Consider the following 16,011-nt stretch of genomic DNA (forward strand, 5'->3'; position numbering starts at 1 on the left):
AATGGCAGAAAGCGAGGCAGCTGGGTATCCATTGTTTGGGGGATGGTACTTTATCTATTGGTGCTATATTTCACTATCTACAGACTTCTACACTTGTGGTTTATTGATCTCATCACCATGCGCCTTTTTTTGTTAATTATTTTTCTATGTTGGTCAGGATGTCTAACAATGCAGATGACTTTGGCGGCGGGTAAGGGTGAAGAGGTGTCTGACAAATCTCTTGGCGAAATCGAAATGGAGCTCACAGAAATTGATGATGAGTTAGAAAAGCTAGCCAATTTCACTTTGCGAGGGGGAGTTGGCTCGCTTGGGTATCGATCGAAAGTATATACTGAGCCGACTAATGAGCATTGGATTGAGATCAATTTGGAGCATGAAGTCCTGATCGATCAGGTTGTTTTAGTTCCTTGTTTGTGGCGAGATACCAGTACAGGTGTGCGTTCCGAAGGATTTCCAAAGGCATTTCGTGTTGTGGTTGGCACGGAAGATGAGAGTCATGAGGTGGCATCATTTCACTCTGAAGATGGATTACTGCCTCGGATCGCACCATTGGTCGTTTCGTTTAAACCTCAATTAGCTTCGTGGGTCAGGATTGAAATTTCTGAGATGTCTTTGTTAATTAACGGATTAAAATATGTCGTGCAGCTGTCAGAAATTTTAGTGTTTAGTGGTGCTGAGAACGTGGCTTTACAAAGAGTAGCGATAGCCGGAAACGAACAAGGGAGCAGGAGGGTGCCATCGCTCACCGATGGGTTCACTCCATATCTCATGGATGCAGCGAAAGGAGAGCTCAGTCAAACTCGTGTGATGGGGGTACTAGATCCTTCGTCAGCTCCGACCATAACAGTGGATTTAGGCGAGGCATATTTAGTAAACCAAATTAATTTGCACACGGCTCACGTCGCTCTATCGATCCCAATGAAAACACTTGGGGCTCGTTCAGTTCCTAGGCATGTGCGTGTTTCAGGTGCGCAGTCAGCTGATTTTTCTGATGAAGTGTTTCTTTGTGCATACCAACAACGCACTCTTTTAGATAATGGGCCAGTGATCATGCGCAGGTTTGAGGAAACGCTCTGCCGCTATATTCGTCTCACGATTGTTGATTACCGTCCAGTCGCTAGTTTAGAGGGAGCAGCTGCGGTTGTTGCGTTCTCAGAAATTGAAGTGCTCACAAAGGGGCGCAACGTTGCTCTCGGAGCTGACATTGTTATGAGCAGTAATCTTGGAAGGGCTGAGGATGGGGCTGAGAGAATGACCGATGGTTTGAACTACTATGGCAAGATACTGCCTGAGAAAGAATGGATGGGGCAGTTGGCGCGACGACATGATCTGGAGACACTACGTCCGATTGTTGCGAAAGAATTAAGTTTGCGCTACGAACGTCAGAAAAGGTACTTGAGCATAGCGATTTGGGCAGCGGTGATCATGGGGGCTGGAATTGGATTTAGTTTATTGATTGTTCGCTATAGTCATTTAAAAAATCTTGCTGCATTTAAGGAACGTTTTGCCGCTGATCTTCATGATGAACTCGGCGCGAATTTGCACACCATTGGCTTGTTGAGTGACCTCGCTGAGGTTTCAAAAGAATCCCCTGAGGAACTCTCTGGTTATTTAGAGCGTATCCGAGTGATGACGGAGCGATCTGGTTATGCAGTTCAACATGTGACTACATTGAATGAATCCAGTGCATTGTTTTCTGAATTAGTGACAGATATGAAACGCTCTTCTGAGCGGATTTTGACACAGCTTGAGCACGATTTTTCAGTCGAGGGTGAGGAATACCTCTCCCGTTTAAAACCAAGAACGAGTGTGGACTTGTTTCTTTTTTACAAGGAATGCTTAGTCAATACTTGTCGTCATTCGAATGCGACTGAATTGAAAACGCGTTTGGTGGCAACAGCTAAAGAAGTAAGCCTTAGCATCGAAGACAATGGAAAGGGGATTGAACAATCGTATGGAGTGCCGAAGTCGTTACGAAGACGCGCGAGACTATTGAAGGCTAAGCTCAACGTAGAGAATTCAGTGGATGGAGGAATATCAATTTCCTTGAAGCTGCGCAATGGAAAGTAAGAATGAGAGAAATGAAAGAGTCTATTAAAGTCATTTTAGTGGAGGATAGCCCAGAATATCGAGAGGTCATAGCTCTGGCTATTGGGAGGGAATCCAATATTGAATTGGTTCAGACACTGGGTACGGCTGAGGTGGCATTACGATATTTGCAAGGGCTTGTGCCAAGCGCTATGCCAGATGTTGTGTTATTGGATCTTAATCTTCCAGGAATGAGTGGTTTAGAGACAATTCCATGGATTCAAAAGTATAGTCCAGAAGCTAAAATTATTATGCTTACACAATCGAATAAGGAAGCAGATGTGATTCAAGCGATTGCGCTTGGGGCATCTGGCTACTTGCTGAAGCAGTCGACTTTGTCGCAGATTATGGATGGCTTGCGCAGTGTGCAAAGTGGGAATGCTCTGTTAGATGGTGATGTGGCGCGCTATATTACATCGGCATTAAAAACGAAGTCAGCTGAGTTGAAGTTAGAGAGGCCATTATCCGAGCGAGAAATGGAGATCCTAGTTCTGTTAGGTGAGGGGCTAGTGAAGAAGGAGATAGCCAAAGAGCTTGGCATTGGTTTCTCGACGGTGGCTTCTCATATCCGCCACATTTATGAAAAACTACAGGTGGAGAATGCTCCTGCAGCTATTTCTAAAGCGTATAAAAGTGGTGTGTTAGAGTGATCTAATGGGCTTCTGTTAGCTTAGTTCTGGAATGGAGCGACTGTTGGTGTTGTTGAAATCTTCGTCTTCGATTCCGTATTTCTGGGCGAGGGTGTAGTGGAGGTTGCTGAGGGGCTGGCTAGGGAGTTGGAGGTGGCTACCAGTCTTGATTTGTCCTTGGCCATGGCCAGCTACGACGAGGGGAAGGTTCTTCGTCTTATGGCCGTTGCCGTCTTTCATTCCAGATCCATAGAGAAGGATCGAGTTGTCAAAGAGGCTAGAACCACCTTCATCGATTCCTTTGAGTCGATCGATGAGATAAGCAAATTGTTCAACATACCAGCGACTTACGGCAGTGTACTGTTTAGTTTTATCGGGAATGCCTTTGTGGTGTGAAATACTGTGGTGGTCTCCTGATACTCCATCGATGAAGCTGAAGTTTTGGCGACTGAAGCCGTGCGCAGCCATGATCGTTCCGACACGGGTGGTGTCGGTCCATAGTCCTAGAACTAAAATGTCCATCATGAGGCGGAGGTGTTTATCTCTTTCTCTTGGAATACCTGCCATGGGGCGGATAAAGTCATCTGGGCTGGGCTGGGTAGGTGGTTCCCAGTCTTTAGCGATAGGGTTAATGACGCGTTCGAGTTGTGTTTCCACTGAGCGAACACTCTCTAGGTATTCATCGATTTTTTCTTTATCGAGGTAACTGGCTTTTCGGCGGAGGCTTTTGGCATCTTCGAGCACGAGGTCGATTACGCTTTTCCGCATCTGCGCTTCTTTAATAGCATCCGGTCCTGTGTTGCCACGGAATAGGCGGTCGAATGCGATACGTGGGTTAATTTCTGGTGATACGCGGGTGGTTTCAGAACTCCAACTGACAGTGCTAGCAATGGAAATAGGTAGGCCAGCTTTGCCCTGTCGAGGAGGTTCGGTACCAAGCACAAGAGATTTAAAGCGTGTTTGCTGGCCGATGTGGTCTGCGATTCTTTGGTCGAGTGACTGGCCGGCTTTGCCATTTTTAATATCCACACCCGTTAGGAATGAGGCGGTCATTTTAACGTGTCCGCTGCTCTGATTGTTAATTCCTGAAAGAATATTGATGTCCTCGCGGTGGCGTGAGAGCGGGTCAAGAATGGGGGACATTTTATAGTCTTTCCCAACTCCTGTGACGTCCCAATCTTTTGGCATGACACCATTGGGCTTAAACATTGTAATAAATCGGAGGGGGACGGCGCTCGGAGTGGATGTGGTTCCAGAGATGCTACTTGTGGTCGCAGCCATAATTTCGAGCTGCGGGAGCGCCATGGTAGCGCCCAGTCCACGGAGAACGGTGCGTCTTGATATTTTCCAGGATTTATTCATGAGGGTTGACTTCGTTAGAGTTGCTTTTGTTAAGGAATGGGTAACTGAGGACGACTTCTTGAATGAGAATGGAGGCTTTGTAATCGTTTTCTGCTAAAGCTTTCGTAATCTTGCTGATAGCAGGTTCATCGAAACTTTCAATCTCGCGACCGAGGGCGTAGGCGAGCATGTTCTTGCTGACTGTGTGGACGAACTGGTCTTTACGATGTTTCATCAACCAAGCTTTCAGCTCAGCTGCACCTTCGAAGCTGAATCCTTCCATTTCGCCTCGGCTATCGATAGGGACACCGGAAAATTCTTTTGTTCTAAATCTGCCGATGCCGTCGAAATTTTCGAGTCCGAAGCCAATTGGGTCGATCTTGTCATGGCAGCGTGCACAGTCTGGGTTGTCGCGGTGGATTTGTAATTCTTCTCGCAGAGTGGTTTTCTTTTTGATGCCAGCTTTTTCATCAATTTCAGGAACATCAGCTGGGGCTTCAGGGATGCGTTCACCCAAGAGGTTTTCTTTGACCCATATGCCACGAATCACGGGGCTAGTTCTGGTCGGGGTGGAGGTAGCAGTGAGTATACTTCCCATGCCTAGTAATCCTCCACGATGAGGGTCTTCTAATCGCACGGGACGCATGTGATTTCCTTCGACTCCATCAATTCCGTAATGTTTGGCTAGGACTTCATTGAGGAAGGTGGCTCTGGAATCAATGAGGGTGAGGATGCTGTAGTCTTTGGCAATGAGGTGTTCGAAGGTGAGAATGGTTTCCGCTTTCATGGCATCCGAGAGCTGCTTGTTGTATTCTGGAAAGGTTTTGGAATCAGGGATGACGTCTTTGCCTAGTGCCTCGAATTTGAGCCATTGGCCGAGGAAGGTGGAGGAGAAATCACGGGATTTCGGATCGGCGAGCATGCGTTTGACTTGAGATCTGAGGACTTCTGGGTCGCGGAGCTTGCGTTGGCTTGCGAGTTTGAAGAGCTCGTCGTCTGGCATAGAGAGCCAAAGGAAATAGGAAAGACGAGAAGCGATTTGGAAATCGTCGAGCGCGTATTCTTCGCGTGTACCGTCTTCGCTGGGGCCAAATTCATGTCTGTAGAGAAATCTGGGAGAAACCATAGCCGCGAGCATTGTTTGGCGCAGCGAGTAGGTGTAACCAGCGCCTTGTGCTCTGGCATTTTTGAAAATGTCGACGTATTTTTCGAGGGTGGAAGGCTTGATCGGGCGTCTGAATGCGCGGACCAAGAACTGGATCATCATTTCTCTAACAGATTCGACTTCACTTATGCCAGGTTTTGGCTGCAAGCTATAGCGAGGTTTATTAGAACGCCTGTTCATTGCCGAGACAGGACCTGTTATTTTGATCCAATCGAAGACCACTTCTTTGAGAAAGGTTTTATTCCCGTCCTTAATGATTCGCCGAGCGTCGATTCCTTTATTGATCGTGAGCTGGTGAGCACCTTTTGGAATGAATGTACTGAGTTCTTGTACGCTAGCCTTCTCACCGGGGAAAGTAGCTAGGCCGACGGGCTCGTTATTGAGGCGTACTAAGGCTGAGCCATTGTCTGCATTCGCTGATTGTCCTCGGAGTTCAATGATGTAGGTGCCATCGGCTGGGACTTCGAGTGACTCGTACATGGTGGTTTGTCCAATAGTAAGTCTGACACCTTCGCCACCACCTCTTAATGAGCTTGAGAGTGCTTTGATGTTTGCTGTGGAGAGCATGTTTTCGGCCTCGAAAGTTTTAGAAATAGGTTCTATTCCACCGATCACGGCATCGAGTGCTTTGTCTGCAGCTTCGATGTATTTTTCCATTGCTGCTGGGGATAAGAAGAGGTTACTGCGGTCTGTGGTGAAACCGCTGTTTCCTTCACCGTCTTCAAAAAGGATGTGTCCGGGTTGGACATCGACACCGAGGAGATCGCGCATGGTGTTGTTATACTCTTTCTTGGTCAGACGTGGCATTGGCACATAGCCAGCATGTTTTACTTTTGACCAATCGACGGAATTAACCTTTGAGTCGAGCCATTCGACAAAGGCTGCACGCTCAGCGGCTGTAGGAAGTGGTTCCTTGGTGGGCATTTCTTCGGTCTCTACGAGGTAGAGAATGTCGAGCCACATATCACGGTCTTTAGTGATGGAGGCGTCCGAGGCGAATTCTTTAAGGTCGACATCGCCCTTGGTTTTCTCGTCTGCGCTGTGGCAACGGTAACAATAGCTTTGGAAAAATGGCTCAGCGATATTGGCAAAGTTGTCGGCAGAAGCTTTATGAAAAGGCACGATGAGAGCCACCACGATGCATGCGGTTAGGAAAGAAAGCATCTTTTGAGGGCGTTGGTTTGCTGCTGGCCAATATTTTAAAAGCATAGATAAGACTAGGTACTATGTGTACCATGTATATAGATCAAAATTGTCATATTTGTGACGCACATATTCATATGCGTTATGCACGTGTGCAGTTGGAGTTTGTGATTGAGCCGTCGTTGTCGGTTTTAAGGCTGATCGAGAAGATAGGCTCATGAATTTAGTGCGATAATCAATGTACTATATCAGATGACGCAGGTATCCGTAATTATTGAGTGATGTGTTATATATAGATAACTACGCTATCGCTCTGAGTTTCAGGGGGGAACTATGCTAGATCGTGAGGGATCTGGTAAATCCTTAGCAATTTTTTGCTTGGTTTTTGTTTTTAATCATTAATTTATACAAATAGTATAGATGTGTTTATCGGTTTCTTGTTGTTCCGTGTACTGAGTAGGTACTGCTTGCTTTAGTAGTGGGATGTTTTCTGAAATGGCTTGAACACACTATATTATTTAGGTAATACTATTTATTGCAGTCTTCATTTATTTCATACGTATGTTTTAGTGAGCCTGATGAATTAATTTAATCCCCCCCAAAAAAATGAATAAAAGTGTAACAAATCGCCGTCTTTGGTTTCTCCCTCTTGTAGCTTTTCTGAGTCCAGTGGAAGCAGCAACGAGCATCGTAACATCTGGCTCAGCTTCGGGCTTGGGCATGGATGTAGATCTTTCATTGCTGGTTCTTGATGTGGGAGTAGGGCCTTTTGCTGAAGCTGATGTGAGTGCTCCAAGCCCCGATACAGATTCGGCTCAGGTACTTGGTCTCAATGTAGATATAGTGGCTACTCTTGTAACGCTAGGCTCTGTGCAAGCAGCGGCTCTAGATGCTAGTGCAAGTTCCAATATCGATGGATTTTCTGCTACTGGAAACTCCACTGGAGCAGGAAGTGTGACAGGTCTTTCTTTCTCACTAGGTACAGGTGGTTTGATAAGTCTCAGCACTGGAGGCGCTGGCGATGTCATTAGTTCTACCTCTTCCAGCTCAGGTTCCTATGGTTCATTATCTTCGATAGGGACATCAACGCTAGAGAACGTTACTTTAAACATAGGCTCAACTAGTTTTAACCTATCGAGTACCTATAGCCCTAATACGGAGCTAAACGTTTCTGCTGCAGGAGTCGCTGGTGTACGCGTATTTCTAAATGAGCAAACAGTTAGTGGCGATGGTATATCTGATTCATATATGACTACGAATGCAATCCGCATAGACGTAGACGCTGTAGATCTAGGTGGCTCTTTGGGGATAGTATCTGGCGATATTATTATAGGACAATCAATGTCGGGTCTCGATGCTATACCAGAACCTCAAGCTGCTGTGAGCATTGGCTTAGCTGGAATGCTGCTGTTATTGAGACGTAGAAAAAGTTAGTGGTGTTTGAACATTTGAGCTATCTGTTTTGGTGAATCGGATCCGATCATCAAATTCAGATAGCTCTTTTTTGCTTTAGACCTATTAGCTGAATAACTTCCGTCTTGCGGTGAAAATTGATGAGAGGATAGAGTCTGTCGCATGTTGAAGGGATTTATTATGTGTGTTGTTCTTAGTTGTAATGCAGGAGCTCAGTCGTCTTGGGTGAAGCATGTGGTGACGGAGGAAGGGTTTTGTACGACAGCGGTCGCTCTGGATGCGAATGGAGATGAGAAGATGGATGTGGTGACGAGCATCAATGGGAAGGTGAGTTTGTTGATGGCTCCAGATTGGGAAAAGGAAGTGGTGCTGCACCGTTTTCCGAGGGTAAAGGATAAATGCATTCACAGTGCAGTGCTGGATGTGGATGGCGATGGCGACCTAGATTGGGCAGGGGCTCTGGCGCACGGGAATCCATTTTGGTTAGAAAATCCGGGGCGGAAGCAATTTGACAAAGGTGAATGGAAGTACCGGCTGATTGATACGGAGATTACAGGAATTCACTGTGTGCTTGCTGCTGATATTGATAATGATGGTAAAGAGGATTTGGTGATTAATAATTTTAAACCTAATGAAGGTGTAAAGAATTCGATTGCATGGTTGAGCGTGCCCGAGAATCCGCATGGGGCAAAGCCGTGGAATAGGCATGTGTTTGCGGATGGCGATGCAGAGGGAGGCAGCCATTATATGGGCGCTGCTGACATCGATGGAGATGGCTGGAAGGAGATCGCAGTTGGGGCGAAAGGGAAACCTTTTGCGAATGGGAACTGGTTTGCTTTCTGGAAAAATCCAGGGAAGGAAGGTGTGACCGGAGCTTGGGAGAAGGTTCTGCTGGCAGATCTGCAGTTAGCCGCGACGAATATTGTGCCAGGAGATGTGAATGGCGATGGTAAGGTTGACTGGGTGGCCTCGCGTGGGCATTCAGCTGGCGTGTTATGGTTTGAGAATCCGAGTTGGAAGATTCACTCGATTGATGAAGAAATCGAGGATCCGCATAGCTTAGCATTGGCGGATTTTGATCAAGACGGTGACCTAGATGCGGCGAGTTGTGGCTTTGGTAATGAGTTGACGCGTTGGTATGAAAACGATGGGAAAGGGAATTTCACGATTCACACAATCGATGAGAGTCAACAAAGCTACGATTTACGAGCGGTCGACATGGATGGTGACGGCGATATGGATTTGCTTAATGCTGGCCGAGCCTCGAAAAATGTCGTGTGGTATGAGAATATGCTGAAGTAGACCAAAGCTGAAGGGGTCTAGTTTTCGAGGGTTTGAAAGGGTGAGGGGAGCTGATGAAGAAAAAGAGTCTGAGAGTGATGCAAAGATTGCGGAGGACTATGGTATAGGCATTTAGTAATTTGCATCACTCGCGTCAACGAGGCTCTGAGCTGGATGGCTACTTGAGGAGGCCGATTTTGGATTGGTCGATCGGCTTGAAGCCCATTTTGAGTGCAGGAGAGCCAGGCTTGAGCTGGAAGTTGCCCTTGGATGGGTCGGCAAACATTGGGTCTGCAGCGATACTGCCTTTCCCTGTGTTGAGGGAGTGGAGTTTGTCTACCATGGCTTGGGCTTGTTCTGGATTGCTTGCTGAGTAGAAGAGATTTGCTCCAGTGTTGGCATCCTGCACTCGGGCGAGTGCGCGACCGCGGCGATCTTCTGTGCCTCCTGCGCGTTTTCCTTCGAGTTCATTGATGAAATCTTCGACAGGGCCAGAGGAGTAGAAGATGTTGTGTTTGATGCTGGCACCAGTAAGCGGGCCTTCACGCAGTGAGAGGTAGTAGCCGCGAGGCGGGTAGATCACATCTGCGATGATGTTGTTCTCAAAGGTGGTATTGAGTTTGAGCATCATGCCTTGGGAGGTGCATTTGTAGATGATGTTTTCGTTAATGATCGTGCCGCGTTGGCCGCCATCTGTGCGGATAGCGCACTGCATGATCATTGGTGTGATGAGGTGGTGGACGTAGTTGCGTCTGATGATGTTGTTGGGGCCTGCTCCACGAATGTAGATGGCATTGCCGTCTCCAAGTTTCTGCATGGAGTGGCTAATTTCGTTGTATTCAATGAGATTGTCATGTGAGTGCCAATAGGGGATGGCATCCTCGTCTGTCTTGATCTTTTTAGTGTTGCCGAGTTCATGTAAGCGCAGCGTTCTGCCGAGTTCGCGTCCTCTTTTCTGGAAGAAGTCTAGCATGCAACCTGATAGGATGAGGCCTGTGTAGTTGGTGTGATGAATGTAATTGTTCGAGATTTGGTTCTCGCCACTTTGCCAAATGAAAAGCCCTGGAGAATGCCAGTAAATTTCTCCGACATGGTGGATGTGGTTGTTGGAAACAAAGTTTTTCCGACTGACATCTTTAGTGCCCGGACCGTATCCAGCGATGAGGATGCCACCACCACCGAGGTGCTCGATGTGGTTTCCTGAGACTTCGTTAAACATACCGTGGAGATCAACACGGATAGCTCCGCTTCCACTGTTGAGGAAATGAGAGTTCTTGATAGTACAATGTTCCGTGCCCCGGAAGCGGACGAGGGCATTGTCTTTGTCGAGCATGTCCCAGTCATGCTGTAGGCCGGCATCATCTTTAGTGAGAGTGTAGCGCTCCCCGTGCATAAAAGTGAGGCCATCAAAAGTTAGATGGGTCACCGGCGTGTCTTTTGGCCCTTTGAAATCGATATCGCCTTCGACGCGGATGATTTCGTTGAGAAGTGGTCGGTAGATCTTAGAATCATTTCTAGGCCAGAGGTAGAGTTTTCCTTCTGTGGGGTTGAGCACCCATTCACCTGGCTTGTCGAGTTCTTCGATGGAATTTTCTACCCAGCAATTCGGGGTATCCTTGAGGAAATGAAGTGGGTTGGCGACGTAGGAACCATCAATGGATGTATGGAAAGTAGCTTTTTCATAGTCAAACTTGGAGACTGGTAGGATATTACGTATCCACGCGTGGTGTGGGCGAACTAACACTTCGAGCCCTTCAGTGTTAGACCAGTTTTTGAGAGCGCTTTTTGGAATGAGTATTTTGTTGCGTCCACCTCCTTCGCGGGTGATGAATCCTGGTGAACTCGCTCGGGGTAAAATGCCTTCAGAGTCGTAAAGGGTGCGGAAGTCAGCTTTGATATCGGCGACGAGGACTTTGCCTTTAGCGATGTCGGGTAGTCCTTCGATCTCGCCAGTTGTTGGCTTCAAGTTAGTGATTGCGGCTCCGGCGCTGAGGATGGGAGTTTCATTTGGGTAAGCAGCGTAGCTGATGGTGCTGTTTTCAGATCCAGAGTCAGCGAGAGAGAAAGTGAGTGTTTCTGAGATTTCGTATCGTCCTCCGCGGAGCTGGACCTTGATATCTGCTTGTTTACTCTTTTTGAGTTCACGCACGGCGAGCTTTGCGCGCTCGATGCTCGCGAATGGATCTTCGAGTGAGCCCGTGCCTTGATCGTTTCCATTGGGAGCTACGTAGAAGTCAGCTTGGGCTGAGGCAGTTTGGTGTGCCGAAAAAAGTAAAAGTGACGTTAAAACGCTAAATGTACATTTAGTGCGCATGATTTTGAGTGGTGTTATAATGAGTTTTACCGATGACATCGGTCGCATTAGAGCTAAGACTCTCTGAATGCAATCAAGGTAAAACGTGCTGTGTTAGCTACCCATCGTGACCTACTTTCCTATCAGTGAGAAGTCACAATTTTGGATTTATTTGGCGGTTTTTCGCTGGATTTTGGGTTTCAGTGATAGATCGAGCAAAATTTTCCGTAAAAAGGTGTCATTCTGCGCAGGTGTCACTGTATAGATAAGCACAATTAGCGCCTAGAGCATTTCTTAACAGAGAAAGCTAGGAATTGAACAATCGAGAATTATAGAGATTAGATGATTAAAATTTTAGGGAAATCACTGCTTTCAGTCATTGTGGCATCCAACCTTTTTGCGACTGAAAAGCCAAATGTGGTGATTATTTTTACTGATGATCAAGGTTATGGCGATCTGGCATGTTTTGGAGGGAAGCATTTGTTGACTCCGAATATTGATCAAATGGCAAAGGAGGGAGCGCGTTTAACGAGTTTCTATGTGGCGGCCCCCGTGTGTACGCCGTCCCGTGCCGCGCTGATGACGGGGTGCTATCCACAACGTGTCGATATGGCCCCAGCGTCAAGTCGTGAGGTGAAGTTGCCCCACATCTCATCTGGTACGAGATTTCCAGTTTGTCTGGCAGGTGATGGCAGAGGCTTGAATCCTGATGAATTTACTATCGCTGAGGCTGCGCAATCGGCTGGCTACAAGACTGGGATGTTCGGCAAGTGGCATCTAGGCGATCAGCCTGAATTTTTGCCAACGCGTCAGGGTTTCGAGGAATTTTTTGGCATTCCCTATAGCCACGATATCACTCCGAAGCACAAAAATAATAAGGTATTTAAATTTCCTCCATTACCTGTGTTGGAGGGTGAGGAGGTGATCGAGATGAGCCCTGATCCTCGTTACTTGACGCGTCGAATCACTGAGCGTGCAGTTGCTTTCATTAAGGAACATAAGGATGAAAATTTTTTTATGTATGTAGCGCATCCCTTGCCGCATGGCCCAGTTGTCGCTTCACCCGAAATCAAGAGGCAGTACGCTGAAGAACTGAAGAAGCCTGAGAATAAGAAAAAATCTCCGAAGGTCTATCCAGCTGCTATTTATGAAATCGATTGGTCAGTGGGTGAAATCCTTAATAGCTTGAAGGAACAAGGAATCGATGAAAATACTATTGTCCTTTTTACTAGTGACAATGGCCCAGCTGCAGGCTCAGCGAAACCTTTGAGCGGTAAAAAAACAAAGACGCTCGAAGGGGGAATGCGAGTGCCGGCTGTGATTCGCTGGCCGAAGGGGATTCAAGCGGGACGTGACAATGATACGTTGATGACAGCGATGGATGTGTTACCAACATTTGCGAAGCTGATGGGAGCGGATCTGCCTGATGATAGGGTGATTGATGGGAAGGATATGATGCCTGTCTTGGAGGATGGAGCGGAGAGTCAGTATGAGTATTTCTTTTATAATTATTGGGGAACAACGGAGGCTGTGCGATGGAAGTCGTGGAAATTGCGTAAAGTTGATGGGAAGGTGACTCTCTATAATCTTGATAAAGATATTTCGGAGAAAAAAAATCTAGCGGCGCAGCATCCAGAGATCGTGCAACAACTGCAAGAAGCGATTCAGAAATTCGACGCTAAGATGGCAAAAGAAGTTCGACCTGCTGGTAAAGTAGAGAACCCCAAAGTACTTACTCTTAAAAAATAGAGCTTATGATGAGGAGAATTTTAGGGGTTTTGTGTGGATTGGGGTTGAGTCTTCAGGCTGCTCCAAGACCAAATATTATTGTGATTCTTACTGATGATCAGGGGTATGGTGATCTTGGGTGCAATGGGGGAGGTAAACATAAGGTAGTGACTCCACATATTGATCAGATGGCGAAAGAGGGTGCGAGGTTGACGAACTTTTATGTAGCGGCTGCAATTTGCACTCCATCCCGTGCGGCCTTAATGACAGGGTGTTACCCGAAGCGCATAGATATGTCGGATGGGGTGAACCTAGCGTGTGATGAAAAGGGTTTGAATCCTAGTGAGATAACCATTGCTGAGCTTGCTCAATTGAATGGCTACAAGACTGGGATGTTTGGGAAATGGCACTTAGGGGATCAGCCGGAGTTCCTTCCTATGAATCAGGGGTTTGAAGAGTTTTTTGGTTTGCCGTATAGCCATGACATTCATCCATTTCATGGGAATCAGAAGAAGTATAATTTTCCTCCGCTTCCCTTGTTAGAAGGTGAAAAAGTCATCGAGTTGGAGCCGGATGCAGATTATTTAACAAAGCGCATCACGGAGCGGGCGGTTGGTTTCATTGAGAAGCACAAGGAAGAACCTTTCTTTATGTATGTGGCGCATCCCTTACCGCATCGGCCGATTCATGCATCGCCACCATTTATGGAGGATTTACCTGAAACCATTCAAAAGGGATTGAAGGAGGAAAACGGTACGATCAACTACAAGTTGCGAGATAATCTTTATTCTAGGGCGATTGCTGAAGTCGATTGGTCTGTGGGGCAGATTTTAGAAGCCTTAGAAAAGCAAGGAATCGATGAGAATACCTTTGTGTTATTTACGAGTGATAACGGTCCAAAACTAGGTTCGTCAGGTAAATTGACCGGTGGGAAAGGGAGCATTTTGGAAGGTGGGATGAGAGTGCCGACTGTAGTGCGATGGCCTCAAGGGATACCTGCTGGGAAAGATAATGACGAAGTGATGACCGCAATGGACATTTTTCCTACGATGGCGAGTTTGATGGGCGGTGAGGTTCCTCAAGATAGAGTGATCGATGGTAAAGATGTGTCCGAGACACTGACCGCAGGGGCGTCGAGCCCCCACGAGTTTTTCTTTTATTATGACAAGAACAAGATGGGGGGAGTCCGTTGGATGCATTGGAAACTACGGATGTCGAAAGGTAAGCCTGTCTTGGTGGATCTGAATATGGATGTTGCCGAAAAGCAAAATGTGGCCAAGAATCACCCCGAAATAGTGGAGCAACTTAAGACTGCTATGCAGGAATTTGATCGTCAAATTACAAGCGAGATTCGCCCTGCCGGTTATGTTGAAAACCCACAAATTCTCACCTTAGACCAATAAAGTTGGTCAGAAAATCCACTCCATTATGAAGAAATTATTTACACTGCTCTCTTTTGCCGGAATGTCGCTGATGTCTCTCAGTGCTACAGAGAAACCTAATGTCGTTGTATTCTTAGTAGACGACTTGGGCTACATGGACATTGGCGCTAACAATCCTAACTGTTTTTATGAAACTCCCAATATTGATGCGCTTGCGAAGAGCGGGATGCTGTTTACTGATGGCTACGCGACTTGTCCAGTTTGTTCACCATCACGGGTGAGTATGCTGACAGGGAAGTACCCGACACGAATCGGGACGACTCACCTTTTCCCTGGAAAGCAGGGCAGTATGGGGAAAAGTGGGAAGTTCGCCCCCGCGCCATTTTTAGCAGAATTGCCGCTAGAAGAAACAACGCTAGCGGAGGCTCTCAAGTCTGTCGGTTATTCGACGTTTTTCGCTGGGAAATGGCATCTCGGTTATGGTCCAGACTTTCGCCCACAGAAGCAGGGCTTCGATGTAAACATCGGCGGCCACGACAGAGGTGGTCCGTACACTGGGAAGAAGTATTTTGCTCCATACAAAAACCCTGAGATTAAAGAAGAAGGGCCAGCCGGAGAACACCTACCTGCGCGACTCGCAAAGGAGACTTCTAAGTTCATTAAAGACAATAAGGATACACCCTTCTTGGCCTATCTTTCCTTTTACTCAGTCCACACACCTTTGATGGGGCGCAAGGATCTGATCGATAAATACAAAGAGAAAGCGGAGAAGCTAGGTGTCAAACCATCGAAAACGGATGACTTTGCGAAAGTCATGGGCGCGAGTGGGCAGGAAAAGAAAATTCGCGTTAAACAAACGCATTTCACTTATGCGGCAATGGTCGAAGCGATGGATATCGCGATCGGCTCGGTCATTGACACACTCAAAGCAGAAGGCCAGTGGGACAACACGATTATAGTTTTCACTTCTGACAACGGAGGTCTCTCGACTTCTGAAGGTTGGCCAACCAGCAACAAACCACTGAATGGTGGTAAGGGCTGGATGTACGATGGTGGAATCCGCGAGCCATGGATCATTCGTTATCCATCGGTTACTAAAGAAGGAAGTGTTTCAGACGAGCCGATTTCAGGAATTGACCTTTATCCAACGATCGTTACTGCAGCGGGCTACAAGGTTGAGCCAGAAGTGGACGGCGTGGACTTGAAACCACTTCTCGCGGGTGAAGAGTTTGATCGCGATGCTTTGTATTGGCATTACCCTCATTACAGCAACCAAGGAGGTATTCCAGGTGGTGCGATTCGCCAGGGTGATTTCAAGCTACTTGAGAATTACGAAGACGGCAGTGTTGCTCTTTACAACCTCAAAGAGGATATTGGTGAGTTGAATGACTTATCCAAGCAGTATCCTGAAAAGGTAGCTAAAATGAGAGCTAACCTTCACGCTTGGTATAAATCGCATGATGCAAAATTCCTCGGAGCTAAAGGCGGTAAGGAGGCGTGGAGACCCGCATACTTCGACAAACAATAAGTGCGTTTGAACTTATCCAT

10 protein-coding genes are annotated in these 16,011 nt (G+C 46.9%); 7 read left to right on the forward strand and 3 right to left on the reverse strand.

What is annotated here, in order from left to right; genetic code table 11:
- Window positions 1-117: 117 nt before the first annotated feature.
- Window positions 118-2,070 (forward strand): hypothetical protein, encoded by a 1,953-nt coding sequence (locus ACFPK9_RS12510; protein WP_377095246.1) that lies wholly within the window; start codon window positions 118-120, stop codon window positions 2,068-2,070.
- Between the two features lie 11 nt (window positions 2,071-2,081).
- Window positions 2,082-2,738, forward strand: a complete 657-nt coding sequence (locus ACFPK9_RS12515) for a response regulator (RefSeq protein WP_377095247.1) — start codon at window positions 2,082-2,084, stop codon at window positions 2,736-2,738.
- A 15-nt stretch (window positions 2,739-2,753) separates the two neighbouring features.
- Here ACFPK9_RS12515 and ACFPK9_RS12520 read toward each other — a convergent pair whose 3' ends face one another.
- Entirely contained in the window at window positions 2,754-4,079 is a 1,326-nt protein-coding gene (locus ACFPK9_RS12520) for a DUF1552 domain-containing protein (protein WP_377095248.1), read from the reverse strand.
- Window positions 4,072-6,432 carry a DUF1592 domain-containing protein gene (locus ACFPK9_RS12525; protein WP_377095249.1) on the reverse strand — a complete coding sequence of 787 codons (2,361 nt, stop codon included), beginning with the start codon at window positions 6,430-6,432 and terminating at the stop codon, window positions 4,072-4,074. Before ACFPK9_RS12525 ends, ACFPK9_RS12520 begins: the two co-directional genes overlap by 8 nt.
- A gap of 540 nt (window positions 6,433-6,972) precedes the next feature.
- Between ACFPK9_RS12525 and ACFPK9_RS12530 the strand changes: the two genes are divergently transcribed.
- Window positions 6,973-7,800, forward strand: a complete 828-nt coding sequence (locus tag ACFPK9_RS12530) for a hypothetical protein (RefSeq protein WP_377095250.1) — start codon at window positions 6,973-6,975, stop codon at window positions 7,798-7,800.
- 159 nt (window positions 7,801-7,959) lie between these two features.
- Entirely contained in the window at window positions 7,960-9,081 is a 1,122-nt protein-coding gene (locus ACFPK9_RS12535) for an FG-GAP repeat domain-containing protein (RefSeq protein WP_377095251.1), read from the forward strand.
- Window positions 9,082-9,238: 157 nt separating this feature from the next.
- On the opposite strand, the gene ACFPK9_RS12540 is transcribed toward ACFPK9_RS12535, so the two are convergent.
- A complete protein-coding gene (locus ACFPK9_RS12540) occupies window positions 9,239-11,374 on the reverse strand; it encodes a right-handed parallel beta-helix repeat-containing protein (RefSeq protein WP_377095252.1) in 2,136 nt (711 codons plus the stop codon).
- Between the two features lie 321 nt (window positions 11,375-11,695).
- On the opposite strand from ACFPK9_RS12540, the gene ACFPK9_RS12545 reads away from it, so the two are divergent.
- The 3 genes from ACFPK9_RS12545 to ACFPK9_RS12555 are packed head-to-tail and all read left to right on the forward strand — an operon-like array spanning window position 11,696 to window position 15,991.
- Complete coding sequence (locus ACFPK9_RS12545; protein WP_377095253.1) at window positions 11,696-13,102, forward strand: sulfatase family protein; 1,407 nt, start codon at window positions 11,696-11,698, stop codon at window positions 13,100-13,102.
- 5 nt (window positions 13,103-13,107) lie between these two features.
- Window positions 13,108-14,484: a sulfatase family protein gene (locus ACFPK9_RS12550; protein ID WP_377095254.1), complete on the forward strand. Its 1,377-nt coding sequence runs from the start codon at window positions 13,108-13,110 to the stop codon at window positions 14,482-14,484.
- Between the two features lie 25 nt (window positions 14,485-14,509).
- Window positions 14,510-15,991, forward strand: a complete 1,482-nt coding sequence (locus ACFPK9_RS12555; RefSeq protein ID WP_377095255.1) for a sulfatase — start codon at window positions 14,510-14,512, stop codon at window positions 15,989-15,991.
- Window positions 15,992-16,011: the final 20 nt, after the last annotated feature.

Origin of the sequence: Rubritalea spongiae (assembly GCF_042652385.1) — a bacterium.
Taxonomy (GTDB): domain Bacteria; phylum Verrucomicrobiota; class Verrucomicrobiia; order Verrucomicrobiales; family Akkermansiaceae; genus Rubritalea; species Rubritalea spongiae.

Bases quoted from the DNA above. Each gene is read 5' to 3' on its own strand.
- ACFPK9_RS12540 (WP_377095252.1), bottom strand. From the start codon at position 11,374: ATGCGCACTAAATGTACATTTAGCGTTTTAACGTCACTTTTACTTTTT.
- ACFPK9_RS12520 (WP_377095248.1), bottom strand. From the start codon at position 4,079: ATGAATAAATCCTGGAAAATATCAAGACGCACCGTTCTCCGTGGACTG.
- ACFPK9_RS12550 (WP_377095254.1), top strand. From the start codon at position 13,108: ATGATGAGGAGAATTTTAGGGGTTTTGTGTGGATTGGGGTTGAGTCTT.
- ACFPK9_RS12555 (WP_377095255.1), top strand. From the start codon at position 14,510: ATGAAGAAATTATTTACACTGCTCTCTTTTGCCGGAATGTCGCTGATG.
- ACFPK9_RS12535 (WP_377095251.1), top strand. From the start codon at position 7,960: ATGTGTGTTGTTCTTAGTTGTAATGCAGGAGCTCAGTCGTCTTGGGTG.
- ACFPK9_RS12510 (WP_377095246.1), top strand. From the start codon at position 118: ATGCGCCTTTTTTTGTTAATTATTTTTCTATGTTGGTCAGGATGTCTA.
- ACFPK9_RS12525 (WP_377095249.1), bottom strand. From the start codon at position 6,432: ATGCTTTTAAAATATTGGCCAGCAGCAAACCAACGCCCTCAAAAGATG.
- ACFPK9_RS12545 (WP_377095253.1), top strand. From the start codon at position 11,696: ATGATTAAAATTTTAGGGAAATCACTGCTTTCAGTCATTGTGGCATCC.
- ACFPK9_RS12515 (WP_377095247.1), top strand. From the start codon at position 2,082: ATGAAAGAGTCTATTAAAGTCATTTTAGTGGAGGATAGCCCAGAATAT.
- ACFPK9_RS12530 (WP_377095250.1), top strand. From the start codon at position 6,973: ATGAATAAAAGTGTAACAAATCGCCGTCTTTGGTTTCTCCCTCTTGTA.